This is a genomic window from Phyllobacterium sp. OV277, assembly GCF_900104355.1.
Taxonomy (GTDB): domain Bacteria; phylum Pseudomonadota; class Alphaproteobacteria; order Rhizobiales; family Rhizobiaceae; genus Phyllobacterium.
Genome location: NZ_FNIY01000004.1, coordinates 216,803 through 240,511, shown reverse-complemented (window position 1 = coordinate 240,511; position 23,709 = coordinate 216,803). Strand labels below are relative to the sequence as shown.

Sequence of the window (23,709 nt, the reverse complement as noted above, 5' to 3'; positions counted from 1 at the left end):
GAGCAAAAATGGCCGCGATACCGCCACTTTGTGATTTCGGCTGGAAGGCTTTAGATGCAAACTTGATGGGTGCAGATGGCCAAAGACATTCCATTCTGGCTCAGGCCGGGCAAAGTGGACTTGTCGTCGCCTTCATCTGCAATCACTGCCCTTATGTTAGGGCTGTCATGCAGCGTATGGTGCGTGACGCAAGCGATCTCAAGAAACTTGGCGTTGGTTTCGTAGCCATCAATGCCAATGACGCTGCGGCCTATCCCGCCGATTCCTTTGAGAATATGCAGCTCTTCTCGCGGGAAAATGCGTTTCCCTTTCATTATTTGCATGATGCGGACCAGATGGTTGCGCGGGCCTATGGTGCCGTGTGCACACCTGACTTTTTCGGGTTCAACGCCGATGCAGAGTTGCAATATCGCGGGCGTCTGGATGGATCGCGTAAACAGGAAGCCATAGCTGATCTGCGCCGGGATTTGTTCGAGGCCATGCAGCAAGTTGCTCTGTCTGGACAAGGACCGCGTGAGCAGCTTGCCTCAGTCGGCTGTTCGATCAAATGGCGCGAGAACGTCTGAATGGATTGCCGCCGGATATCAAACCGGCGGCAACTTTGTTACTTTGAATATTGTTTGAGATAAGCTTCGAGGTTGGAAATTTCCGTGTCATCTTTCAGACCGGGGAAAGCCATTTTTGTACCGGGTACTTTGGCCTTCGGGTCATGCAAATAGTCACGCAAGCTTGCAGTATCCCATACCAGACCACCTGTACCGGCGGCCTTCATTGCCGATGAATAGTTAAAGCTGGGATGTGTACCGGCGGTTCTGCCAAATAGACCATTAAGAGAGGGTCCAACCTTGTTTTTGTCAGTGTCTGCCACATGACAGGCCGCACATTTCTTGAAAACTGTTGCTCCAGCCGTGGCATCTCCCGCATCCTGAGCGCGGGCTTGAATAACGGACAGAACTGCAACTGACAGACCAATCAGTAGTACAGGATATCGCATGGCATTTCCTCATTTTCGCCAAGGGTGCCCTAGACGAAGACTGGTGCCAATTTCCATGCATTGGCGCCACCATTTCAGCTTGATCTTTTTATTTACGAATTCGCGATCATAGCATTTCAAAACGTTACCTGTGACATTGCATAAGTCAATCGTTGTGCTGCGGAAATAACGCCGCAGCATCACGATTGCGTTTTCCTTCCGGCGCGTGATTGACGGCAACGAGCAGGAACCGTAATTTGAAAACATATTTCTCATTGGGCACCTTGAGAAATCCGACGAACGGCTTCAGGTCCCGTCAATACACCTCGAATGATCGGGGGCATTGCGGGAATAGGAGTGGGGTGAGAGGTGCCGAATGGATATTATCGAGCTCATCTTAACTGTCTGTCTTGTGTCGAACCCGACTAATTGTCGGGAAGAGCGCCTGCATTTTGAGAACAGAGGGAATCTTCTCAATTGCATGTTTCTGGCACCGGCCGAAATGGCCAAATGGACGCAAGAGCATCCGAAATATCGCGTTTCCCGTTGGAAGTGTGCATATCCCACCAATGAGATGACGCTGTGATCGGAGATGCTGATGGCTAAATGGCACCCTTCTTTCCTCGTGTGCTTGCTGCTCATGTTCATTGTTGGCAGCGTCTTTGCCGTTGAAAGCCATGCTGCGGAAACCGTGCGTGTCGGTGTGCTGAAATTCGGTACAGTGAACTGGGAGCTCGACACGATCAAACACCATAAGCTTGATGAGAAATATGGCGTGAATGTTGATGTTCATTTCTTCGCCAGCGAAGACGCGACCAATGTCGCGATGATGGCGGGAGATGTGGACATCATCGTATCGGATTGGCTTTGGGTTTCGCGTCAGCGCGCGTCGGGCGAGGATTTGGCTTTCGCACCCTATTCCAGTTCGGTAGGCTCTCTCATGGTGCGGGACGGGTCCCCGATCAAAAGTCTGGCTGATCTCAAGGACAAGAAAATCGGCGTTGCCGGTGGACCTCTCGACAAGAGCTGGCTTCTCATTCAGGGACTTGCCAAACGGCAGTCTCTGGATTTGGCGGGTCAGAACACGATTGTCTACGGTGCCCCGCCATTGCTGACAGAAAAGGCGCAACAGAACGAACTCGATGCCATTTTAACTTTCTGGAATTTTTGTGCCAGATTGGAGGCAAACGGCTTTCACAGGCTGATCAGTACCAGTGATGCCGCGAAGTCCCTCGGGGCCACGGGTACCGTGTCGGCTCTCGGTTACATATTTCATGGAAACTGGGCAAATGCCCACCCCAAAGCCATTGCTGGATTTATAAGCGCCAGTCGTGATGCGAAGGCGCTTCTTGGCAATTCGGATGTGGAATGGCAGAGGCTTGCACCAGTGATAAAGGCAGAAGGGCACGAACTCGAGATTTTGCGCGATCGCTATCGCGAAGGCATTCCCGCTCGCCCTGTCAATGACGAGCAAGCCGATGCGGAAAAGCTCTATGCGGTTCTTGCCGAACTCGGCGGCCCTCGGCTTGTTGGTTCAGCCATAGTGCTGGCCGAGGGCACTTTCTGGAGGGCACAATAGATGACAGTGATTTCCACCGGACAGGGTGAGGGATCAAAAACAGTTCATCCGCCACGCTCGTGGCAATGGACATCACCTATCATGGTGTTGTTGTCTTTTGCCGCTCTTATAGTCGTCTGGCATATTGGCGCTACGCTATGGCCAAGCCGCTCTTTTCCCGCGCCATTACTCGTTCTGCAAAGGTTCATGAGTGAGACCTTGAGTGGCGATCTGCCGTATCATTTGGCGATCACGCTGTGGCGTGTCGCGGCCTCGTTCTTCCTTGCCATGATAATCGGATCGGTGATTGGTGTTCTCCTGGGCAGCTACCGGCGTGCCGACCAGTTCTTCAATCCTTGGCTTATCCTTTTTCTGAATATTCCGGCGCTCGTCGTGATCGTCCTGGCCTATATCTGGTTTGGCCTGAACGAGGCGGCTGCAATCGGCGCTGTTGCTTTGAACAAGATCCCCAATGTGGTTGTGACGATGCGCGAGGGAACGCGCGCGCTTGACCCGCGTTATACCGAGATGGCGCAGGTCTACCGCTTCCGGTCACTGGATCGCATACGTCATATCCTGTTACCCCAATTGCAACCCTATATCGCTGCAGCCTCGCGTTCCGGTGTCTCCCTGATCTGGAAGATCGTGCTGGTTGTTGAGCTTTTAGGCCGGTCGAACGGTATCGGCTTCCAGATCAATCTGTTTTTTCAACTCTTCGATGTCGCGGCGATTCTGGCCTATACGCTGGCATTTGTTGCGGTGATGCTTTTCATTGAACTTGTGGTGGTACAACCCCTTGAACACACATCAACACGTTGGCGCCGCCGAACGGCTTAAGGTCGATATTCAGGGAAAGTCATTTCGCACATCAAACGGTGAAGCGATTGATGTGCTGCGCGATCTGCATTTCGAGGTGGAACAGAATGAATTTGCCTGCATTCTTGGACCCTCCGGATGCGGTAAGACGACAACGTTACGCATCTTGCTTGGGCTTGAAGGTGATTATCAGGGGGTGGTTCAACTGCCCGGATCGTCAGAGCCTCGCATTGGTGCGGTATTTCAAGAGCCTACATTACTGCCTTGGCGGTCAGTAGAGCAAAATGTGAGGCTGGCTCTGCCAAAGCACTTGAAGAACACTCGTCTCGATAATCTGTTCAGAGTGTTGGGACTGTCTAAGATGCAGATGTTTTATCCCGGCGAACTTTCTCTGGGTCTTGCGCGGCGGGTGGCCATTGCACGGGCACTGGCAATTGAGCCGGATATATTGCTCCTCGACGAGCCCTTTGTTTCGCTGGACGAGGCAACAGCCCAGCAGCTTCGCAATCTGCTCTTGGCTGTCTGGTCAGAACAACCGACCACGGCACTTATGGTGACACACAATCTACAAGAGGCACTCATGCTGTCGGACCGCATTATTGTGTTTTCCGATAGACCGGCGCACGTCGTTGGAACCTTCGATATAAGAGTGCCACGGCACAGCCGCAATGCGCAGGTCAGAGCAGATCTACTACGCTCGTTCAATGAGAAATTCGCTGGCAGAGGTTTCGGGTCATGAGCTACGCGACCCGGCGCGACGTCCTTAAAACGGGAGTGCTCTTTGCCTGTTGCGGTGTGTCCCATGCCCGATTGGCGATGGCACAACCAGGACATAGTGGTCCATTGCCGGTCAAGCAGATTGCTGACGGTGTATTCGCCTTTGCCGGTACGCCTGCCATGATGACTGATCAGAATGATGGTGAGATTTGCAATGTTGGGTTTATCATTGGTGATGAGGCTGTGGCTGTCATCGATAGCGGCGGCAGTGTGGTCGAGGGCAAGGCATTAATTGCTGCTATTCGAACCCAAACGGACAGGCCTATCCGGTATTTAATCAACACCCATATGCATCCTGATCACCTGTTCGGTAATGCTGCATTTGAAAGTACCGGAGCAATCATCGTCGGTCATCATAATCTGCCGCGGGCTTTGGAAAGTCGCGGCAGCTATTACTTGCAGAGTTATCACGATGCCATGGGCAGTGATCTCATGGCAGATATCAGAATAGTTCCTCCCGCCAAGATCATAACTGGCGAGGAAGAGCTTGATCTTGGCAATCGCAAACTCAGTTTGAAGGCTTGGAAACCAGCGCATACGGATAATGATCTTTCGGTGTTTGACCAGCACACCAAGACGTTCTTTACAGGAGATCTGTGTTTTATTGGCCATCTGCCAACGATGGATGGATCTTTGCTTGGATGGATTGCGCTACTGGCGACCCTGAGCGGGATCAAGGCAGAAGTTGCAGTGCCAGGGCATGGGCCAGTATCGTCGCCATGGCCGCAGGCGCTGGAAGCGGAAAGTCAATATTTTGATGTGCTGGCACGCGATATACGCAAAGCCATTGCTGATGGTGTGCCGATGTCAGATGCGGTCAAATCGGCGGGAGAAAGTGAACGTCCAAACTGGAAACTGTTTGATGAGTACAATCAGCGCAATGCTACTGCTGCTTTCGCTGAACTTGAATGGGAATGATCCGGTAATGTTGGCATTTGCCAGATCGTTCAGGAAGATGGTATAGTCTGTACCAGCCGGGCACCGCCAAAGTTATCCTTGGTGGAGGCAGAACACGATGTTTGCAACAATTGAGCTGCGTAACCCGCTGGTTGCCATTGTCCTTTTTGCGTTTTTTGGTTCGGCATTGCCTTTTCCTGTTTGGGCGCAAAATGCGGGCCCTCCCGAAAGCACCACCTGGAACAGCTTGAAGGGCGACGTCTTCGAACAGAAGTCTATTGAGGCTGCGAATGGTATTGTGACAATCGACGCGCCCAAGCGCGCCGAAGATGCGGCAATAGTACCAGTCGACCTGCATTTTAAAACCGACGCCACTTCCGGTCGTATAAAAGCCGTGACCCTGATCGTCGACGAAAACCCATCGCCAGTTGCCGCTGTATTCAAATTCGGTCCTGATGCTGGCGTGACCCATCTGGCTACACGGCTGCGGGTCAATGCTTATTCCTATGTGCGAGCCATCGCGGAGACGGAGGATGGCAAACTTCACATGACCGAAACCTATGTGAAGGCGTCCGGCGGATGCTCCGCTCCTGCCATGAAAAACACTGATGAGGCGCTTGCCAATCTCGGTAAGATGAAACTGCGTGTGTTTCCTGCAAAGACAACGGGTCTGGCATCGATGACCCGTGCAACCGAAATGCAGCTGATGATCCGTCATCCCAACAATTCAGGACTACAGATGGACCAGGTGACGCGATATTACATACCTGCACACTTCATTCAGGGGCTGACCGTGTCGCAGGGCGACCGGTTGATCATGTCTATGGAAGGAGGGATTTCAATTTCGGAAGATCCGAATTTTCGTTTCGAGTTTGATGCGAAGCCGGGGGAGGATATCAAAGTTGAAGCAGCCGATACTGAGGGCAAGAAATTTCGGGACGAATGGCCGCTCGAATCATCGGGTTTGCAGGAGTCCAAGCCAAGGATTTAGAAACAGCGAATGTCGGCTTCCGCCTGAGCCCTTTTCAGTTCTGTGATGGAGGCTTTGGCCGGAGCGCTTTCGCGAAAGAGCGCACCATTCTCGCCGGGAACCAGTCCCATCGATTTGTAGGTCTCGGCGGCAACATAGTGATCATAGGAAATGACGGAGGCGATAACGTCGATCGAGCAGGAGCATCGTTGGAGCCAATCCCGGTTTTCTCCATTGGCTTTCATGCAGCCGTAAACGTATTCGGCAAGGGTTGACGTGGGATAATCCGTCGCTGATTTTGCCGGCAAAGAATATGCAATTGCTGCGATTGCTAACAGGCATGATTGCAGGGTTTTTGATGCTGACATTGTCATTTTGCCTTCACGCTGGTGAAACGTAAATTTTTCAAATAGATAGCAAATAATAATATTGATTAGTAAGAATTGTCCAGTATTAAAGTATCAAATTATGTTGTTCATGTAGCATTCAGAATAAAATCCAAAAATACGAAATGTGTTGCACCGCAAAATGCATATATTGCAGTGCAGAAAATATAAATTTATAAACATGCTTGCCTAATGCAATTCTTTCTCCTATCGTCATCTTGTTTCCGGCTTCAAGGACGTTACCGTCAAGGGAGTGGTGACAGTCTTCGTAGGCCAAGCGGGGTGGGCAGTAACGGTGCCCTCTGCGCGCCTGGCTTAGGTCGTGACACGCTGCCGGAAATACTTCCCCATTTGCGTGAGCTAATGGCGCGGACCGCTAGAATTAACGGCTCCGTCCGATGGTTCATAAATGTGAACTTAGGGAGGACTCAAAATGCGTGTACACAAGAATTTATTACGATTATTGGCTACTTTTTCTCTATCGCTTTCATTGGCTGGAGGAGCATTAGCCAATGATGACTTGCAAGCTTTGATTTCCAATTCCAAGGACTGGGCAATCCAGACCGGCGATTATGCAAATACCCGATATTCAAAACTCAATAAAATCAACAAGGATAACGTCAAGAACCTTCAGGTCGCCTGGACGTTTTCGACAGGCGTGCTGCGCGGCCACGAAGGTGGTCCGCTCATCATTGGGGATGTCATGTATGTCCATGCCCCCTATCCCAATACCGTCTATGCGCTTGACCTGAACAATGACGGCAAGATCCTATGGAAGTATGAACCCAAACAGGATCCAAATGTTATTCCCATCATGTGCTGCGATACCGTTAATCGCGGCGTAGCCTATGGTGACGGCAAGATCTTCCTTTATCAGGCAGACACAACACTTGTGGCTCTCGATGCAAAAACCGGAAAACCTGAATGGTCCGTGAAAAACGGCGAAGCAGCCGACGGCAGCAAAGGTGAATCCGGTACATCGGCTCCAATGGTGGTGAAAGATAAGGTCATCGTCGGTATTTCCGGTGGTGAATTTGGTGTTCGCGGTGCTTTGACTGCCTATAATATCAAGGATGGCAAGCAAGCCTGGCGTGCGTGGTCAATTGGTTCTGATAAAGACACGTTGATCGATCCGGAAAAGACAACACAGCTCGGTAAACCGGTGGGCGCAGATTCCAGCACAAAAACCTGGGAAGGCGATCAGTGGAAGATCGGTGGTGGAACAACTTGGGGTTGGTACTCTTATGATCCCAAATTGAACCTCATCTATTATGGCACGGGTAACCCATCCACATGGAATCCAAGCCAGCGTCCGGGTGATAACAAATGGTCCATGACCATTATGGCTCGCGATGCCGATACGGGCATGGCGAAATGGCTCTACCAGATGACCCCACATGATGAGTGGGATTATGACGGCGTCAATGAGATGATTCTGGCAGACGGTATCAAGATCGACGGCAAGGATCGTAATGTTCTCGTGCATTTCGACCGCAATGGCTTTGCCTATACGCTGGACCGGGCGACCGGTGAACTTCTGGTTGCCAAGAAGTACGATCCGGCTGTTAATTGGGCTACTGAAGTCGTTATGGACAAGAACAGCAAGGACTATGGCCGTCCTATCGTTGTTGATAAGTACTCAACGGCAAAACAGGGTGAAGACGTCAACACAACAGGTATTTGCCCTGCTGCTCTCGGTACAAAGGATCAGCAGCCCGCTGCTTATTCCCCGAAGACGAAACTCTTCTATGTTCCGACCAACCACGTCTGCATGGATTACGAGCCTTACAAGGTCAGCTATACCGCCGGTCAACCTTATATCGGTGCAACGCTTTCAATGTATCCTGCTCCAAACAGCCATGGCGGCATGGGTAACTTCATTGCCTGGGATGCGGCAAAGGGTGAAATCGTTTGGTCCAAGCCCGAGCAATTTTCGGTCTGGTCAGGCGCTCTTGCAACCGATGGCGATGTGGTCTTCTACGGTACACTTGAAGGCTATCTGAAGGCAGTCGATAAGACCGGCAAGGAACTCTACAAATTCAAGACTCCTTCCGGCATTATCGGCAACGTCACTACCTATGAACATAAGGGCAAACAATATGTTGCCGTTCTGTCCGGTGTTGGTGGCTGGGCTGGTATCGGTCTTGCGGCCGGCCTGACAAAAGGCACGGATGGTCTGGGTGCGGTCGGCGGTTATGCTGGTCTCTCCGACTATACGGCTTTGGGCGGTCAGCTGACCGTCTTTGCGGTCCCCGAATAATAGGGGCGAATTGACACCAAAACAGGGTGCCCGGTTTTAACGAGGCCGGGCCCCTCGTGTCACCTGACCGACAATTAATGATCAATCATAGCCGTTGAGCCGACACTGCGAGGTGTTGCTCTGATGGAGTGAATGCGAGGTTACCGGATGCAGATTCGAACAACACTTCTGACTGTTACAGCTGCTCTTGCTCTCCTGATGGGACAAGGTAGCAGCTACGCCGACGACAAGGCAGCTGCCGCGGTTGCTTCTGAAGACAATGGTAAATATGCCGACAAAGACGGGAATCCCACATTCAAGATACAACCGGATGGAACTGTCGATTGGTATACCTACAGTGGTTATCGCCGCTTCAATTCAGAATGTAATGTCTGCCATGGAGCGGATGGGGCTGGGTCATCTTTTGCGCCGGTTCTCGCCAATTCACTCAAGACGATGTCCTATGCCGATTTTATGGGAATAGTTGCGGGCGGTCGTAAAAACCTGAGCAATGGCAATGACAAAGTGATGCCTGCTTTCGGCGATAACAAGAATGTCTACTGCTACATGGATGATCTTTACGTCTATCTACGCTCGCGTGCTGTGGGCGACCTTCCGCGAGGACGGCCCGCAAAGCATGAAGACAAGCCCGCCGCCGCCAAGCAGGCGGAAGATTCATGTATGGGTGGGTGAGATGACGCAGCATACAAGGCCTCTCCGGCAGTGGTTTGTCGCGTTGCTGATAGTAGCGGGCATCGCCATACCCTCGGGTGCTCTGGCACAGGGGGCGGGGTTAGGAGCCGCTGGTGAACTTGTTGATTCGGACGTACTGCGTGTGTGTGCCGATCCTTCAAATATGCCGTTTTCCGATCAAAGCGGCAAAGGATTTGAAAACAAATTAGCGGAACTGGTCGCTGCCAAAACCGGACGGAAGTCGGTGGCCTATACATGGTACCCCACGGCGACCGGCTTTGTTCGCAATACACTGCGATCCAATCATTGCGATATCATCATGGGCTATGCACAGGGCGATGAACTTGTACAGAATACCAACGCTTACTATCGCTCGACCTATGTCATGCTCTTCAAGAAGGGTGCTGGACTTGATGATGTAATGTCGATTGAAGACACAAAGCTGGCGGGCAAGAAGATCGGTGTTGTTGCCGGAACACCCCCAGCGGCCAATCTCGCCAAGGTTGGTTATATGCGCAATGTGCTTCCCTATCCCCTGATGGTGGATACAAGGCTCGCGCCATCCATGGCGGATGTCATGATCAAGGATCTCATGAAGGGTACGATAGATGTGGCGATCCTTTGGGGGCCGATGGCTGGTTATTATGCGAACGAGATCAATCCTGATCTGGCGGTGGTCTCGCTGGCAAAGGAAAAGTCCGGGCATATGGCGTACCGGATCACGATGGGTGTGCGCCCTTCCGATCAGGAATGGAAGCGCACGTTAAACAAGGTCATCAAGGAGAACCAGCCGGAGATCAATCGGATATTACTTGAATACCATGTTCCGTTGATGGACGAAAATGACAAGCCGATCATGCAATAGCCCGTTGGGCAAAGCGATATGGAACTGTTTTGCCGCGGCGATCATTTTGATCAATGCAGCTGTCGGTCGGGCTGGTGCTGAACAGGGTGCACCAGAGCCAGAAGAGTACCGGACTGAGGACTACCGCGCACCGGTTCCGGTGACGTTAAAGGGAGCGACGGTCGTAACGACGGATGAGGTAATTGCTCTATGGAAAGACAAGTCGACGATTTTTGTCGATGTTCTACCGCGTGATCCTAAACCGGCGAACCTTCCGGCCGGGACCGTGTGGAGAGATAAGGTTCGGGAAGATATTCCGGGGAGCATCTGGCTGGCAAATGTAGGCTACGGAATTTTGAACAAGGAGACCGAAATCTATTTCCGCAAGGGGCTGGAATCGCGTCTCGGTCAGGACAAGAAAAGAAGGGTGCTTTTTTACTGTATGGAGAACTGCTGGATGTCGTGGAATGCCGCCAAAAGGGCAGTCGAATGGGGATACCAGTCCGTGTTTTGGTATCCGCTTGGCACTGATGGCTGGATTGCGGCAGGGCAGGTTACACAAAAAAATGAACCCCATTAATTTCAATCTTGCGCCATGATGGCGTACGATGGCGGCGGAGGATCACCTTGGTGGTCTTCGAATAAAAGGAGACTAGCATGAAGAAAACTTGGACAAAACCGACCATGTGTCAGGTTGCAGCTGGTATGGAACTTACACGTTACATGCCCGCTGAACTGAAGACCAAGAAGTAATCTCCAGTCTTCGCCCTGCGTGATCAATCGCGCAGGGCGAGTTCCCGATTTCATGCAATACTCTGGAAAGTGATTTCCGGCTGTTTGGGGATTTGCCTGCCATGCGATTGAAAATAATCGGCTCCGCGGCCGGAGGCGGGTTTCCCCAATGGAATTGCAATTATCGATTAAGCCGCGGTGCGTGGAATGGTCAAACGAACTTTCGTACCCGAACCCAGTCCAGTCTTGCTGCCAGTGTGAACAACGTAGACTGGGTGCTGTTTAATGCCTCACCCGATATACGTCAGCAGATCGCGGCGACACCCGAACTTCAGCCGCCAGAAAACGGACCTTTTCGCGCAACACCGATACGAGCGGTGGTTCTGACCAATGCTGATGTTGACCACATCGCCGGGCTGCTTAGTTTGCGCGAACGTGAACCATTCGCACTCTATGCAACAGGGCGTGTTCTTGAGGTGCTTGAAGCCAATTCCATCTTCAACGTCCTTGACCGGTCAATCGTTGATCGCCGCGAACTGAAGATTGGTGCGCAAACGGATATTCTCGATGCAACGGGGAAATCCACAGGCATCGCCGTCGATACTTTTACGGTGCCCGGCAAGGTGGCACTGTTCCTTGAAGATCAGACCAAAGCGACGGACGGCTTTGGTACGCAGGACGGCGATACAATAGGGCTCCGCCTTTCCTCAAAAGGCGATGTACGGTCGGCATTCTATATTCCTGGCTGTGCGCGTATTGATATAGCACTCAAGTCAAAGCTGGAGCGGGCAGATTGCCTGCTCTTTGACGGTACCCTTTATACCGACGATGAGATGATCACCACAGGCATTGGCACAAAGACTGGTGCCCGGATGGGGCACATATCCATTTCAGGGGAAGATGGCTCACTGGCGGCTTTGATGGATCTTGGCATCCGCAACAGGATTTATGTTCACATCAACAACACCAATCCCATTCTAGACGCCGCGTCAACGGAACATGCAGCTGTCGTCGCCGCGGGTTGGAAAATAGCATTCGATGGTATGGAGGTCAGATTTTGAGTGAATTTGACGACGCTGCACGCAACGGATTGTCCCCGGCACAGCTTGAAGAGGTTCTGCGTGCTGTGGGTGCCGCACGCTATCACAATCGTCATCCTCTGCATCACCAGATGACCAGCGGAGCCCTGACCAAGGGGCAAATGCAGGCCTGGGCACTTAACCGTTATTCCTACCAGTCGGTCATTCCGCGCAAGGATGCTGCCATCATCATGCGCTCGGAGGACCCGGAGTTTCGCGCCGAATGGCGCAAGCGTATAGAAGATCATGACGGTGACGATGGCTGGAACGGCGGCATCGCACGCTGGCTCAAGCTGGCCACCGGTCTGGGCCTTGATGCCGATATGGTGAAAAGCGAAAAGCTCGTACTGCCAGCCACTCGCTTTGCCGTTGGCGCTTACCTCACCTATTGCACAAACCGTACATTGCTCGAAGCGGTTGCATCATCGCTGACCGAGCTATTCTCACCGGTTATTATCAGCGAACGTGTTCCCGCGATGCTGGCGAAATATGAGTACGTGACCAAGGATATACTTGCCTATTTCGACAAACGACCGGCACTCGCCTCTCGCGATTCCGATTTCGCCCTCGCCTATGTGATGAAACACGCCAATAATGCCGAAAAGCAGCAGGCGGTGATCGACTCACTCGTCTTCAAATGTGACGTGCTCTGGGCCATGCTTGATGCGCTGGCTCATGCTTACGGGGAAAAGGGCAATATTCCGCCCGGTGCCTTCGTGCCGGAGCCCGCATGACTGAAACAATCCGCTCCCGTGCCATCGTGTCGATGCAATCGCAGCCCATGCTAAGGCCACATGTGCGATTGCAATATGATGGAGTGCGCGAGGCCTGGGCATTGTTATCGCCGGAAAAAGTATTCTGGCCAAATGAAGTCAGCCTCGACATTTTACGGCTCTGTGACGGCCGCCTTACGGTTGCGCAGCTGGTCACATTTCTCGCCGATCAATATGCGGCGGATCAGGAAGAAATTGCACCCGACGTTAGCGCCTTCCTGCAAGAATGGTCCGACAAGTTTCTGGTGACGCTATGACAGACCCTGTACTTCCTCCGATTGGCATGCTGGCAGAATTGACGCACCGCTGCCCGCTACAATGTGCCTATTGCTCGAACCCTGTTGAACTCCTGAAGGCCAATCGGGAAATGGATACTGCGGCCTGGATCGCGCTGTTCGAACAGGCTGCGGACCTCGGCGTGCTTCAGGTGCACCTGTCTGGCGGTGAACCAACCTTACGGACGGATTTGAACGAGCTGGTTGCCAGTCTCGCCAGGCGCGGTGTCTATACCAATCTCATTACTGCCGGGATCGGGATTGCCGAAGGACGTATTGAGGCACTCGCCGATGCGGGGCTTGATCATATCCAGTTGAGTTTTCAGGGCGCTGTTGCCGCGACCACAGAGAAAATCGGTCATGCGCGCGGGGCACACGAAAAGAAGCTGGAAACGGCCAGACGAGTTCGCGCAGCGGGTTTGCCGCTGACAATCAATGCACCGATCCACCGGCACAATATGGAGGAGGTTCCTGATTTTATCGAATTGGCGCTCTCTCTCGGTGCAGAGCGCCTTGAGATCGCCAATGTACAATATGCCGGCTGGGCGCTGCTCAATCGTAAGGCTTTGATGCCGGAACGCGAAGCGGTGGAGCGTCAAGTGCAGATTGTCGGGGAGGCGCAGGAGCGTCTGCGGGGCATTATGGCGATCGATTTCGTCACACCCGATTATTTCGCTGTCTATCCCAAGCCTTGCATGGGCGGATGGGCGAGGGATGCCTTCATGGTTGCACCCGATGGAACAGTTTTGCCATGCCATGCCGCTGCGACGATCAAATCGCTGCACTTTGAACGTTTTGGAGATTGGAATCTCAGTCGCATATGGCATGAATCTTCCGCGTTCAATGCGTTTCGCGGCACAGACTGGATGCGGGAACCATGCCGCAGTTGCGACCGGCAGGAGATCGATTGGGGTGGCTGCCGATGTCAGGCGATGGCAATTGCGGGTGACGCAGCCGCGACTGATCCAGCCTGTATCAAATCGCCCTTGCATGAACGGATGGCCGCGCTGATTGGTGAAGCAATAGAGACGGCTACTTCGGATGCATTCGTCTATCGTCGTATTGGTAAGGAGGTAGAGACCTCCGTTTGAACGCTATTTCTTAGGCATTGATTGGCCGATGGTCTTCGATAGACCATAAAGCCTCTGTTCGATGATTGTCGGTACTTCACAAACATAAGTCAGTGACTGTACTCTTTCTTCAAAGACGCGGGTTTCCCAGGTCAGCCGTTCGTTGGCCCGGTCGAGATCATCCGGATCGGTATCCGCTTTGGCGCGCATTGCATCGACCCTGGAAGCTTCCTTGCGCAGATCATCGGCCATTTGACGTTGCTTGCCGGCATAACGTGCAATTCCTGAAATCACCTGTTCGCGTTCGCGGTTCAGCGTATCAAACAAGCCTTGGAACAGCAGCAGCATCTTGTCATTCAACTGGTCCTTCGGCAGGCTACCGGCAAACGCCACGATTTTCTTTTGCGCAACGTCCAATGGATTACGCCGTGCCGCCAATTCATCGACCAGAGCATGGATTACTGTATCGTCATTCCAGCTTTTTGCGGTTTCAGGAATATCCGGACCGCTCCAAACCTGGCCAACCGACAATTCGGGCACTTTGCGCTGCACGCATGGCCAGGTTGGATCATTTTGTGCTGCGCTGAACGACGTTGCGACCGAAGCGGCATAGAGGAGAATACTGGTGGCGATAATCCGGGACCGTCTCAATTGTTTCCTCCCTCTTGCTTCTTGATGACGAGGCCTCTCGACGGATCATAAGCGATAATAGCACCGGTAATGAAAACCAGAGTGAACCCACAGACGACGATGAAGGACATCCACTCGATCTTCCCGTAAAAGGCAAACCGCACCAGTTCGACAGCGTAGGTAAAGGGATTGAGCAGACATATCTTGTAGAGCAGGGGGCTTGCTTCTTGCACGCGCCAGAGTGGGTAAAGCGCGGAGGAGGCAAAATACATCGGGAAGATCACGAAATTCATGATTCCGGCAAAGTTTTCCAATTGTTTGATCATGGAGGAAAGCAACATGCCGAGAGCCCCCAGCATCATACCTGCAAGGAAAAGTGCGGGCAGCGTCAAGAGATAACCGGCTGGCGGCGCTTTTACTCCCCAGAACCACGCGATGAACAAGAATGCGTAGACCTGGACAATCGAGACGGCGACACCGGCAAGCAGCTTGGATATGAGCAGGAACCAGCGTGGAAACGGGCTCACCAGCAGCGTGCGCATATTGCCCATTTCCCGATCGTAAACCATGGAGAGGGAGGATTGCATGCCGCTGAACAACAGGATCATTCCGCATAGTCCCGGCGTGATGTAAACCTCATAGAGCACATAGGTCTGATAAGGCGGAATGATCGAGACGCCAAGAACCTGACGAAAACCCGCTGCGAAGATGAAGAGCCAGAGCAGTGGCCTTACAAGGGATGAGATGAAGCGCTCACGCTGGTGGAGATAACGAAGTCCTTCCCGAATAAGAATACCTTTGAGGCAAACGAGATACTGCATTAGGCCAAAGCGGCTATATCCGGTGGGGATCGAGATGTTGCCCGAAATCTCTGTCATAGATGACCTCCGACGTTCAGGGAAATTATGCCCGTGAGCCGTGAGAACGCTTCATTGATAGTATCCGCACCTGCATCTTTGACGACATCGTGGGTGGTGCCGTTGGCGACGAGTTTGCCTTGATTGATGACAATGACTTGATCGGCATGATTGACTTCGTCAATCAGATGCGTTGCCCACAGGACACTAATCCCTTTCTGCTCCACCAATTTACGGATATCGCCGAGGATCGTCGCCCGCGACTTGATATCAAGGCCGACCGTTGCCTCATCCAACAACAGCAACGAAGGCTGATGCAACAGGGCGCGAACGATTTCAACGCGTCTGATTTGACCGCCCGAGAGGCTTCGGGCTTTTTCGTGCAGGCGGTCGCTCATGTCGATTGATTGCATCAAGTCGTGGATACGCGTATTGGCTTCGCGTGATCCAATTCCGTGAAGCGACGCGTGGTAGGACAAATTTTGATGTACCGACAGATCGAGATCAAGAGTCCGGGCCTGAAAGACAATGCCAAGGCGCCGCAATGCCTCTCCGGATTTCCGGTCTATGTCATTGCCAAATACATGGATATGACCATTGCGGGTCGCGAACAGATGGCTGATCAAGGAAAACAGCGTTGTCTTGCCTGCGCCGTTTAAACCCAAGAGCACCGCAAAACGGCCGGGCGCTATTGAGAACGAAATGTTGTCCAGCGCTTGGCGCCTGCCATAGGAATAGCTTACTGAAGTAAGCTCCAGCGCCGGTACATTCGCGTCGGGCAATGATCTGTCGTGAACAGTCTTCAATCCGGCATTTGGACCCATCAAGCTCCACCCTTGCTATCCTATTCTCTTGTCAGTTTAGCAGACACTGACACCTATTTGATCGTAATCGTTCCCTTCATACCCTTGTCGGCCAGATCCGGTACAGACCAGGTATACTTGCCGGGCCGTACCGTAGTGAACTGGACATTGATTGTGCCGGGAGAATCAAATTCCAGCCATGCCGGGGCACCATTCATATGCACTTCAAGATCGTTGATGACGATCTGGTTCATCCAGACATTGCGGAAGAGGTCAGTGGCAAACTTGTATTCCAGACCCGCTGCTGAGGTAATCTTCCAGCGATATCCCTGTCCTGCAACCAGCTCGAAATCTTTCTGGTTTACGGTGAATTCATCATCTTTGGAGCCAAGGATCAGTTCCGGCACGTTCTTGCTGGCGCGCGTGACTGCGGGTGTCTTGGCTTCGGCTGAAGCTTTTGCTTCAGGGGCTGCTTTATCATCGTCATCATCCGCCTGTGCGAAAGCAAAGGACGGGACGAGCGCCAGACTCAGAAATCCGGCAAGTGCAAATGCTCTAAAAGTCGACATGTGGTTCCTCCCTTTTGTCGATTGTTCTGGTTAGTTTGGCGAGACCGCTACACCCCATGGCAACTGGCCAACGGTCACCGATTTGATTGGTTCATCCGTTTCCGTGTCGATGAATGTGATATCGTTGGAAAGACCGTTGGTGCTGATGATACTTTTGCCATCGGGCATGAAGGCAAGTTGCCAGACCCGTTGTCCCACCAGAACATATTTTTCAACTGTGTAGGTTTCTGTGTTGACGACGGCGACGCGGTTGGCAGGCCCAAGTGCAATATAAGCTTTCTTGCCGTCAGCACTGATGCGTATACCGACAGGCTGGATTTGCTCGGAACGCAGGCCCTGAATTTCGAAGGTGATCTTGTGCGTGACCGTACGGGTCTTGTTGTCGATGACCGAGACGGTGCCGCCTATCTCTGCGGACACCCATACTTCCGAGCCATCCGGTTTGAACTGCGCGTAACGCGGGCGTGAATCAACGAGCACATTATCGGTGATCTCGTGTGTGGACGTATCGATGAAATGCGCCATATTTGTCGTCTCGGAGGTATTGACGATCGTTTTGCCGTCAGGGCTCACTCCCATGCCCTCCGGCTCCACGCCAACAGGGATTTCAGCAATGACCCCTTTTGATTCCACATCGATCACGGTAACCAGATTATCGTCCTCGTTGGCGATGTAGAGGGTCTTTCCATCGGGAGATAATGTGAAAAGCTCGGGATCTGGGCCCGAGGGCAATGAGCCTATGATTTCGCCCGTGCTGGTATCGATCATCTGCACGGTATCGTCGTCACTGGCGCAAACGTAAACTATTTTTCCGTCAGGGGAGATCGTAATGCCGCGGGGTCTTTGCCCGACATCGATGGTCTTGACCACTTCCATGGTCTGCGAGTCTACAACAGTTACCGAATTGCCTTTTTCGTTGGAAACATAGACCATATTCGCCCAGCTGGGTTGCGCAAGAAACGGCAGCGCTACGGTCGCAGCAAGCAGGCACATGTGGTGTCGCATCTTATTCCTCCCATTTATCCATATTTATTTGAGCTTGCACTTGGTCTCCGGTCTGTCGACACCCAAAGTATCGAGTTCCGAGAACTGATGCAGAAAGCCTGTTTGTGGTGATGTCGAAACGACGCTGTGTCCATCACCGATCAGGATCGGCTGCCGCAACTGCCAGTTCCAATTGCGGAAACTGAGCTTTTGACCCTTAAAGGCGGCGATCGAAAACTCATCCGATTTGATATAATCCTCGACCTGTTTCGTCTCGGCACTCTTCGCCCGGGTAACCGCTTCCCCGAGGATACGCACGGCCGTCCATGCCTGCATGTCCTTCGATAGCATCCGCCGGCCGGTGGTTTTGGCAAAACGATTCTGGATTTGTACGCCGCCCCACTGTTCGCTTGCCGGGTGCCAGCTGGAGGCTACCAGACCAGCCGTTCCCGCTACCGGGCGGGGAGTCCATGTCCTGTAGGGAACATAGCTGCCGAACACTTCGCTTTCATCGGCAACAATGACGACATCGTGTTCAGGCAGGTTCTGGGTAAAGACCGGCATCTGCTGCTGGACGAGAACCACACCACTGTCAGTCCTTCGTGCCGTACCGTTGTCTTCATATAGACGCTCTTCTACGATTGTAGCTCCAAAGCGTGTTGCGGCACGTCTGATGGCGTCGGCGTAGAGCTTGTCGTTATCATGGGAACCATAAAGCAACACCCATTTGCGCCATTGTTTCCAAACGAGGTACTGCGCCAGGCCGTCGGCCAGCATGCTGCGTGTGGGCGCCGTGTGAAAGATATTCGACCGGCATTCCTCTTCACGCAAAATATCGTCAGTCGAACCAACGTTAAAAAGCAGCACTCCGGCATCCTTTGCCAGATCCGCTATTGCCAGCAATTGTTTGGCAGAAACATCTGTCAGGATGAACCGGTCGCCGCGTGCAACCATTTCCTTGAAAGCCGACGTCAAATCAGCGTTGAACTTTGTTTCCGTGATGTCCAGCGTGAATTGCTGACCAAGAAATTTTCCTGTCGTGTTGTTGTCGTTTATCGCGACATTTGCACCGGCAACGCCTTCGTCGCGCGGAGGGATATCCAGAACGGAAAGTGCCAATTGGGGTTCGTAGGCACGGAGATAGCCGATTCTGATATCGACAATTGGCTTTGCTGTTTGATTTGTCGTGGATTGCTGCGCCGATAGCTCAGACACGTTGACGAACAGCAAAAAAAAGCCGAATAAAAACGTGAGAGTATTTGGCACCGTACTCTTCATGACCAAACCATTCATACTGCCGCCATTCAAGTAATGGCGGTGGGTTAAGAACAGAGGTGCCCATAGTGTTTTTAAACAAACGCTCCATAATCTCAACCCTCCGGCTCAGCTTTTCTTGCGTGCAAGGCAAGGTTTCTGTTTTTTGTTCGGGGGCAAGCCAATGACAAAAATGTTGGCAAGTGTCCGGAACCGTGAGGAAGCGGAAATCGTTTTCCAAAACGGCGCAGATATCATTGACATGAAAGATCCTGACAACGGAGCGCTAGGAGCCGTTGATCTGTCTAAAGTATTGGAAGTCAAGGACTTTATAGCGGGAAGGCGCCCCATCAGTGCAGCTTGCGGTGATCTTCCGATGCATCCGGAGACCATCCTTAAAAGAGTAGAACAATTTGCTTCGGCTGGTCTGGATTACATCAAGATTGGCTTATTCCCATCAGAGCAGTTGGATGTTTGTATAGAGGCACTCAGGCCGCTTGCTTCACACAATAAATTGATTGCAGTTATCTTTGCCGATAACTGGAATTCTTACGACGAAACTCTGTTTGAACGCTTGTCGGTTTGCGGGTTTTTCGGCCTTATGATCGACACGGCAGATAAATCCAAAGGCCGATTGCTCAATCATATGTCTCCCGATCAAATCGGAAAGTTTATCGGGAGTGGCCAGTCCCATGGGTTAATGGTCGGCGTTGCCGGATCGCTCGAAGCGCCGGATGTTTCGCGACTACTGACCTATGATCCGGATTTTATGGGTTTTCGTGGAGCGCTTTGTGTTGATCTTAACCGAAGAGCATCCATTGATGCGCAAGCAACGGCAAAGATACGCGGTCTCATTCCCGAAATGCTGGAAGAGGGGGGAGCGGCAAGCGTTGATTATAAATTGCTTGCCGCGAGGGGTTATTTTCCGGAACCGGAAGAAGCGGGACTGGGTACAGACAAGATTTTTGTCCGCGATTTTGTTCTCCCCGTCTACATAGGGGCTTATAGTTTTGAACATGGCAAAACCCAGAAGGTGCGTTTCGACGTTGTCGCTGAGGTTTTGCGGGTGACACGCAATCCCGAAGATATGCGGCATGTGGTTTCCTACGATCTGATAATGGATGGCATTCGCGCCATCGTTGCCGAGGGCCATGTCGAGCTTGCAGAAACGTTGGCGGAACAAGTAGCCGCTTTCGTACTGAAAAATCCGCGGGTGATCCGCGTTTTCGTTCGCGCTGAGAAACTGGAGATAGGTCCCGGTGGCGTGGGTGTTGAGATCGAGCGAACACGCGAAGTCAAGAACTCTGCCAAGCTCCGCTTCACGCAGGTGCATGGAGGCCGAAAGTCTTCATGAAACCGCTTGTCGTAAAGCTTGGAGGAAGTACGGCGGGTCACGGAGAAATGCATCGCTGGATCAATGTGCTGGTCAGCGCAACGTTCCCTCTGATCATCGTACCCGGAGGTGGGCCCTTTGCGGACCAGATCCGGATTTCACAGGGTCGGCTTGGCTATTCAGACGAAGCTGCACATGCAATGGCAATCCTTGCCATGGATCAGTTTGGCATTGCCATTGCCGAACATCACGAATGCTTACAGGTCGTGCGGTCGATTGCGGAAATCAGCAATGCGCTTGACGCAGGTTCTCTCCCCGTTTGGTTGCCGTCATTGATGACCATAGGTGCGCCTGATATTCCTATGTCATGGGATATTACTTCGGATAGTTTAAGCGCGTGGCTTGCCAAACACCTGCAGAGTCAGGCTGTATTGCTGATAAAGCAGACCGATGAGTACCAGTTCTATTCGTCGGTCACAGAGCTGGTTGATGCGGGTATTGTCGACAGAATGCTGCCGGACATGCTGGCAACTGACACGAGTCTTCACATGGCGGGTCCAGCTATGTTGAATGTGCTGGATTTACCATTAGCAGCCATTCCGGGACGCGTGATGATGGGCACGAGACATTTCGAAGCAATGGGTGGGCAATGACACGACTGCATACGCCGCGATGGGCTTGGGCATTGACTGGCTCCGGTCATTTTTTTGTGGAAAGTTTTGAGTTGATAAGAACGCTCGAACATTGCGATGTGTTTGTTTCAAAAGCCGCTAACGAAGTACTGCGCATGTATGGATTGAAGCTCGATTTCCTTGAGACGACACGGGTTTTGCACGACAAGACTGCAAGCTCTGTGCCTGTGGGAGGCTTTTATAACGGCGTGTATCACACGGCGGTTATTGCCCCCGCAACATCGAACACGGTTGCAAAATGCGTTGTCGGAATTTCAGATTCACTTCCTACAAATGTTTATGCTCAAGCTGGCAAATGCCTCGTTCCATCCATCGTTTTTGCCTGCGATACGGCGCCTGAGCTTGAAACAATGGCTCCGGGTGGCATGGTGAAGGTCTATCCCCGGCCAATCGATCTCGCCAATACGGCGCGTCTAAAAACCTATGAGCGGACTGAGGTTGTCGAATCATTGGCCGAGTTGAAGACGGCTATCGCGCGCCGTTCGAACGAAGTTGCCCGACATGACTGAACATCTCCTGTTCTTGACCGGGCATCTGGCCCGCTCACGGCTGGAACGGATACTTTCCGATCTCAAGGATACCACCTTCACCTATGAAATCGTTGATATAGGTGTGAAGGTCGCTGCACTGATGAGTGAAGAGATTATCGCACGGCGATTGAAGCCTCCGGTTGTAGCGGATCGCATCATATTACCTGGCCGTTATCGTGGCGATCTTGACCGCTTGAGCACACGCTTCGACATTCCCTTCCTACGCGGCCCAGACGAGGTTGCTGACCTGCCGGTATTTCTCGGGCGCGTTGGCAAGTCGATTGATCTTTCCAAACACAATATGCGCATCTTCGCGGAAATAGTTGATGCTTCAGCCCTGTCCTTGGACGCATTGGTGGAGCGTGCTTCGAAACTTGCTGCTGCGGGCGCGGATGTCATCGATCTTGGCTGCTTGCCGGACACGCCGTTTCCACATCTTGCCGACGCTATCCGTCGTCTTAAGGCCCATGGCCTCTCCGTCAGCGTGGATTCAGCCAACCGCAATGAGCTTGAAACCGGTGCTGCTGCCGGTGCTGATTATCTTCTTAGCCTCACCGAGGAGACTATAGGTCTGGCGGTGAAATATAACGCCGTTCCAATCCTTATTCCTTCAGTTGCAGGTGATCTCGATTCACTTGGCCGTGCGATTGTGGCTGCACAGAATGCAAATATCTCCTTCATTGCCGATCCGGTACTCGATCCGATCCATTTCGGTTTTGCCGCTTCGCTCGGGCGATTTCTGGAAGCCCGCCGCCGATGGCCCGATATCCCGATGATGATGGGCACCGGTAATCTCACGGAACTCACGGATGCGGACACGTCCGGTATTACTGCGCTTCTCTCAGGGATTTGTTCGGAACTATCGATAGACAACGTCCTTGTCGTTAATGTCAGTCCCCACACCATTCGTACTGTCGAGGAGCATGATCGGGCTCGCCGCATCATGTTTGCAGCCAAACGGGATCATGCTCTGCCACGCGGCTATGATGCTGGACTGTTGCAGATCCATGACCGTAAGCCCTATCCGAACAGCGTAGAGGATATCGCCGTGCTTGCCAGTGATGTGCGCGACGCCAATTTCCGCATTATGACCGCGCCTGATGGCGTCCACATCTTCAATGTCAAAGGTCATGCAATTGCACAGGATGCATTTGAACTTTTCCCGAAGCTCAACGTTGAATCGGATGGTGCCCACGCCTTCTATCTGGGCGCCGAGCTGACGAAAGCCGAAATAGCCTGGAAGCTGGGCAAGCGGTACACGCAGGATGAAACACTTGCATGGGGTGCCGCCACTCCGGAAGAAAAAATGGATCGTCAACGATTAAAAGAAGCGGGCCATACGTTACGAGCGAAGAAGGATACGACGACTTGACCTATATCAGGGAAACCATCGTCACGACGGTTGATGTTGCCGGAATTGTCCACGTCGCGCCGCTTGGTATCATCCAGCAGGAGGATGGGTGGGTTATCGCGCCGTTCCGTCCATCGAAGACGCTCGATAATCTTAGCGCTGTCCCCTTTGCAATTGCCAATTATACGGATGATATGCTGGTGTTTGCTGGCTGTCTCACGGGGCGCAAAGAGTGGCCCACAGTCGCAGTTGAGGGCTTTCCCGTGCCGCGCCTGCAAACAGCACTCAGTCATTCAGCGCTTCAGGTGGTGTCCGTCGACGATGACGGGTTGCGCCCACGCCATTTCTGCAAAGTTGTTTCTGAGGCAATGCACGCGCCTTTCACCGGGCTCAATCGAGGCAAAGCCGCAGTGCTCGAATTGGCCATTCTGGTCAGCCGTCTGCATATGCTACCACAAGAAAAGATCGATGCGGAAATTGGCTATCTCACGATTGCGATCGAGAAGACTGCAGGGCCGAATGAACTGCTTGCGTGGTCATGGTTGATGCAGCGCGTGAAGGAGCATCAGGAAGCCGCCGATTCCAAGGGCAAGAGTGCAGCGCGTCATCCCGGTACTGCCTGAA

Annotated in this window: 28 protein-coding genes; 20 read left to right on the top strand and 8 right to left on the bottom strand. The window is 52.5% G+C overall.

Annotated elements, in window-relative coordinates; genetic code table 11:
- Nucleotides 1–8 precede the first annotated feature (8 nt).
- The gene (locus tag BLU05_RS15880) at nt 9–566 is read left to right on the top strand and encodes a thioredoxin family protein (RefSeq protein ID WP_091881755.1); all 558 of its coding nucleotides are present in this window, start codon (nt 9–11) and stop codon (nt 564–566) included.
- Nucleotides 567–604: 38 nt separating this feature from the next.
- On the opposite strand, the gene BLU05_RS15875 is transcribed toward BLU05_RS15880, so the two are convergent.
- A complete protein-coding gene (locus tag BLU05_RS15875; RefSeq protein WP_091881752.1) occupies nt 605–994 on the bottom strand; it encodes a c-type cytochrome in 390 nt (129 codons plus the stop codon).
- 577 nt (nt 995–1,571) lie between these two features.
- Here BLU05_RS15875 and BLU05_RS15860 point away from each other — a divergent pair.
- The 5 genes from BLU05_RS15860 (at nt 1,572) to BLU05_RS15840 (ending at nt 6,012) form a co-directional block, all read left to right on the top strand.
- Nucleotides 1,572–2,552 carry an ABC transporter substrate-binding protein gene (locus tag BLU05_RS15860; RefSeq protein ID WP_175540627.1) on the top strand — a complete coding sequence of 327 codons (981 nt, stop codon included), beginning with the start codon at nt 1,572–1,574 and terminating at the stop codon, nt 2,550–2,552.
- Between the two features lie 81 nt (nt 2,553–2,633).
- Nucleotides 2,634–3,368, top strand: a complete 735-nt coding sequence (locus BLU05_RS15855; RefSeq protein WP_210184618.1) for an ABC transporter permease — start codon at nt 2,634–2,636, stop codon at nt 3,366–3,368.
- A gap of 52 nt (nt 3,369–3,420) precedes the next feature.
- Complete coding sequence (locus BLU05_RS15850) at nt 3,421–4,086, top strand: ABC transporter ATP-binding protein (RefSeq protein ID WP_244518377.1); 666 nt, start codon at nt 3,421–3,423, stop codon at nt 4,084–4,086.
- Nucleotides 4,083–5,042: a quinoprotein relay system zinc metallohydrolase 2 gene (locus tag BLU05_RS15845; RefSeq protein ID WP_091881738.1), complete on the top strand. Its 960-nt coding sequence runs from the start codon at nt 4,083–4,085 to the stop codon at nt 5,040–5,042. Before BLU05_RS15850 ends, BLU05_RS15845 begins: the two co-directional genes overlap by 4 nt.
- A gap of 97 nt (nt 5,043–5,139) precedes the next feature.
- Entirely contained in the window at nt 5,140–6,012 is an 873-nt protein-coding gene (locus BLU05_RS15840; protein ID WP_091881735.1) for a quinoprotein dehydrogenase-associated SoxYZ-like carrier, read from the top strand.
- Here the strand turns inward: BLU05_RS15840 and BLU05_RS15835 are convergent.
- Nucleotides 6,009–6,365 carry a hypothetical protein gene (locus tag BLU05_RS15835; protein WP_091881732.1) on the bottom strand — a complete coding sequence of 119 codons (357 nt, stop codon included), beginning with the start codon at nt 6,363–6,365 and terminating at the stop codon, nt 6,009–6,011. The genes BLU05_RS15840 and BLU05_RS15835 overlap by 4 nt on opposite strands.
- A 445-nt stretch (nt 6,366–6,810) precedes the next feature.
- On the opposite strand from BLU05_RS15835, the gene xoxF5 reads away from it, so the two are divergent.
- The 9 genes from xoxF5 (at nt 6,811) to pqqE (ending at nt 14,103) form a co-directional block, all read left to right on the top strand.
- Complete coding sequence (gene xoxF5 / locus BLU05_RS15830) at nt 6,811–8,637, top strand: lanthanide-dependent methanol dehydrogenase XoxF5 (RefSeq protein WP_091881729.1); 1,827 nt, start codon at nt 6,811–6,813, stop codon at nt 8,635–8,637.
- Nucleotides 8,638–8,835: 198 nt separating this feature from the next.
- Nucleotides 8,836–9,309: a c-type cytochrome, methanol metabolism-related gene (locus tag BLU05_RS15825; protein ID WP_227988904.1), complete on the top strand. Its 474-nt coding sequence runs from the start codon at nt 8,836–8,838 to the stop codon at nt 9,307–9,309.
- 1 nt (nt 9,310) lies between these two features.
- Nucleotides 9,311–10,174: a quinoprotein dehydrogenase-associated putative ABC transporter substrate-binding protein gene (locus tag BLU05_RS15820; RefSeq protein ID WP_091881724.1), complete on the top strand. Its 864-nt coding sequence runs from the start codon at nt 9,311–9,313 to the stop codon at nt 10,172–10,174.
- 4 nt (nt 10,175–10,178) lie between these two features.
- Entirely contained in the window at nt 10,179–10,733 is a 555-nt protein-coding gene (locus tag BLU05_RS15815; protein ID WP_244518376.1) for a PQQ-dependent catabolism-associated CXXCW motif protein, read from the top strand.
- 77 nt (nt 10,734–10,810) lie between these two features.
- Nucleotides 10,811–10,906: a pyrroloquinoline quinone precursor peptide PqqA gene (locus BLU05_RS25995; RefSeq protein ID WP_105734839.1), complete on the top strand. Its 96-nt coding sequence runs from the start codon at nt 10,811–10,813 to the stop codon at nt 10,904–10,906.
- Between the two features lie 101 nt (nt 10,907–11,007).
- Complete coding sequence (pqqB, locus tag BLU05_RS15810; RefSeq protein ID WP_091881718.1) at nt 11,008–11,946, top strand: pyrroloquinoline quinone biosynthesis protein PqqB; 939 nt, start codon at nt 11,008–11,010, stop codon at nt 11,944–11,946.
- Complete coding sequence (gene pqqC / locus BLU05_RS15805) at nt 11,943–12,698, top strand: pyrroloquinoline-quinone synthase PqqC (RefSeq protein WP_091881715.1); 756 nt, start codon at nt 11,943–11,945, stop codon at nt 12,696–12,698. Before pqqB ends, pqqC begins: the two co-directional genes overlap by 4 nt.
- Complete coding sequence (gene pqqD, locus BLU05_RS15800) at nt 12,695–12,994, top strand: pyrroloquinoline quinone biosynthesis peptide chaperone PqqD (protein WP_091881712.1); 300 nt, start codon at nt 12,695–12,697, stop codon at nt 12,992–12,994. Before pqqC ends, pqqD begins: the two co-directional genes overlap by 4 nt.
- Complete coding sequence (gene pqqE, locus BLU05_RS15795) at nt 12,991–14,103, top strand: pyrroloquinoline quinone biosynthesis protein PqqE (protein ID WP_091881710.1); 1,113 nt, start codon at nt 12,991–12,993, stop codon at nt 14,101–14,103. The genes pqqD and pqqE overlap by 4 nt, the downstream gene beginning before the upstream one ends.
- A 3-nt stretch (nt 14,104–14,106) precedes the next feature.
- On the opposite strand, the gene BLU05_RS15790 is transcribed toward pqqE, so the two are convergent.
- From BLU05_RS15790 to BLU05_RS15765, 6 genes are all read right to left on the bottom strand, one after another.
- Entirely contained in the window at nt 14,107–14,622 is a 516-nt protein-coding gene (locus tag BLU05_RS15790; RefSeq protein WP_244518375.1) for a hypothetical protein, read from the bottom strand.
- 107 nt (nt 14,623–14,729) lie between these two features.
- Nucleotides 14,730–15,590 carry an ABC transporter permease gene (locus BLU05_RS15785; protein ID WP_091881704.1) on the bottom strand — a complete coding sequence of 287 codons (861 nt, stop codon included), beginning with the start codon at nt 15,588–15,590 and terminating at the stop codon, nt 14,730–14,732.
- The gene (locus tag BLU05_RS15780; RefSeq protein ID WP_091881701.1) at nt 15,587–16,393 is read right to left on the bottom strand and encodes an ATP-binding cassette domain-containing protein; all 807 of its coding nucleotides are present in this window, start codon (nt 16,391–16,393) and stop codon (nt 15,587–15,589) included. The genes BLU05_RS15785 and BLU05_RS15780 overlap by 4 nt, the downstream gene beginning before the upstream one ends.
- A gap of 53 nt (nt 16,394–16,446) precedes the next feature.
- Nucleotides 16,447–16,941 (bottom strand): cupredoxin domain-containing protein, encoded by a 495-nt coding sequence (locus tag BLU05_RS15775; RefSeq protein ID WP_091881698.1) that lies wholly within the window; start codon nt 16,939–16,941, stop codon nt 16,447–16,449.
- A gap of 30 nt (nt 16,942–16,971) precedes the next feature.
- Nucleotides 16,972–17,946, bottom strand: a complete 975-nt coding sequence (locus tag BLU05_RS15770) for a YVTN family beta-propeller repeat protein (RefSeq protein WP_210184614.1) — start codon at nt 17,944–17,946, stop codon at nt 16,972–16,974.
- 24 nt (nt 17,947–17,970) lie between these two features.
- Nucleotides 17,971–19,299 (bottom strand): ABC transporter substrate-binding protein, encoded by a 1,329-nt coding sequence (locus BLU05_RS15765; RefSeq protein WP_244518374.1) that lies wholly within the window; start codon nt 19,297–19,299, stop codon nt 17,971–17,973.
- Between the two features lie 19 nt (nt 19,300–19,318).
- Between BLU05_RS15765 and BLU05_RS15760 the strand changes: the two genes are divergently transcribed.
- From BLU05_RS15760 to BLU05_RS15740, 5 genes are read left to right on the top strand one after another with little or no spacing between them, the layout of a single operon-like run.
- Nucleotides 19,319–20,533: a (5-formylfuran-3-yl)methyl phosphate synthase gene (locus BLU05_RS15760; protein WP_244518373.1), complete on the top strand. Its 1,215-nt coding sequence runs from the start codon at nt 19,319–19,321 to the stop codon at nt 20,531–20,533.
- Nucleotides 20,530–21,165, top strand: coding sequence for an amino acid kinase family protein (locus tag BLU05_RS15755; RefSeq protein ID WP_139210471.1), 636 nt, complete (start codon nt 20,530–20,532; stop codon nt 21,163–21,165). Before BLU05_RS15760 ends, BLU05_RS15755 begins: the two co-directional genes overlap by 4 nt.
- Complete coding sequence (locus tag BLU05_RS15750) at nt 21,162–21,713, top strand: flavoprotein (RefSeq protein WP_091881688.1); 552 nt, start codon at nt 21,162–21,164, stop codon at nt 21,711–21,713. The genes BLU05_RS15755 and BLU05_RS15750 overlap by 4 nt, the downstream gene beginning before the upstream one ends.
- Complete coding sequence (locus BLU05_RS15745; RefSeq protein ID WP_091881685.1) at nt 21,706–23,106, top strand: DUF6513 domain-containing protein; 1,401 nt, start codon at nt 21,706–21,708, stop codon at nt 23,104–23,106. The genes BLU05_RS15750 and BLU05_RS15745 overlap by 8 nt, the downstream gene beginning before the upstream one ends.
- Nucleotides 23,103–23,708 carry a DUF447 domain-containing protein gene (locus tag BLU05_RS15740; protein ID WP_091881682.1) on the top strand — a complete coding sequence of 202 codons (606 nt, stop codon included), beginning with the start codon at nt 23,103–23,105 and terminating at the stop codon, nt 23,706–23,708. Before BLU05_RS15745 ends, BLU05_RS15740 begins: the two co-directional genes overlap by 4 nt.
- The last annotated feature ends 1 nt before the right edge of the window (nt 23,709 follow it).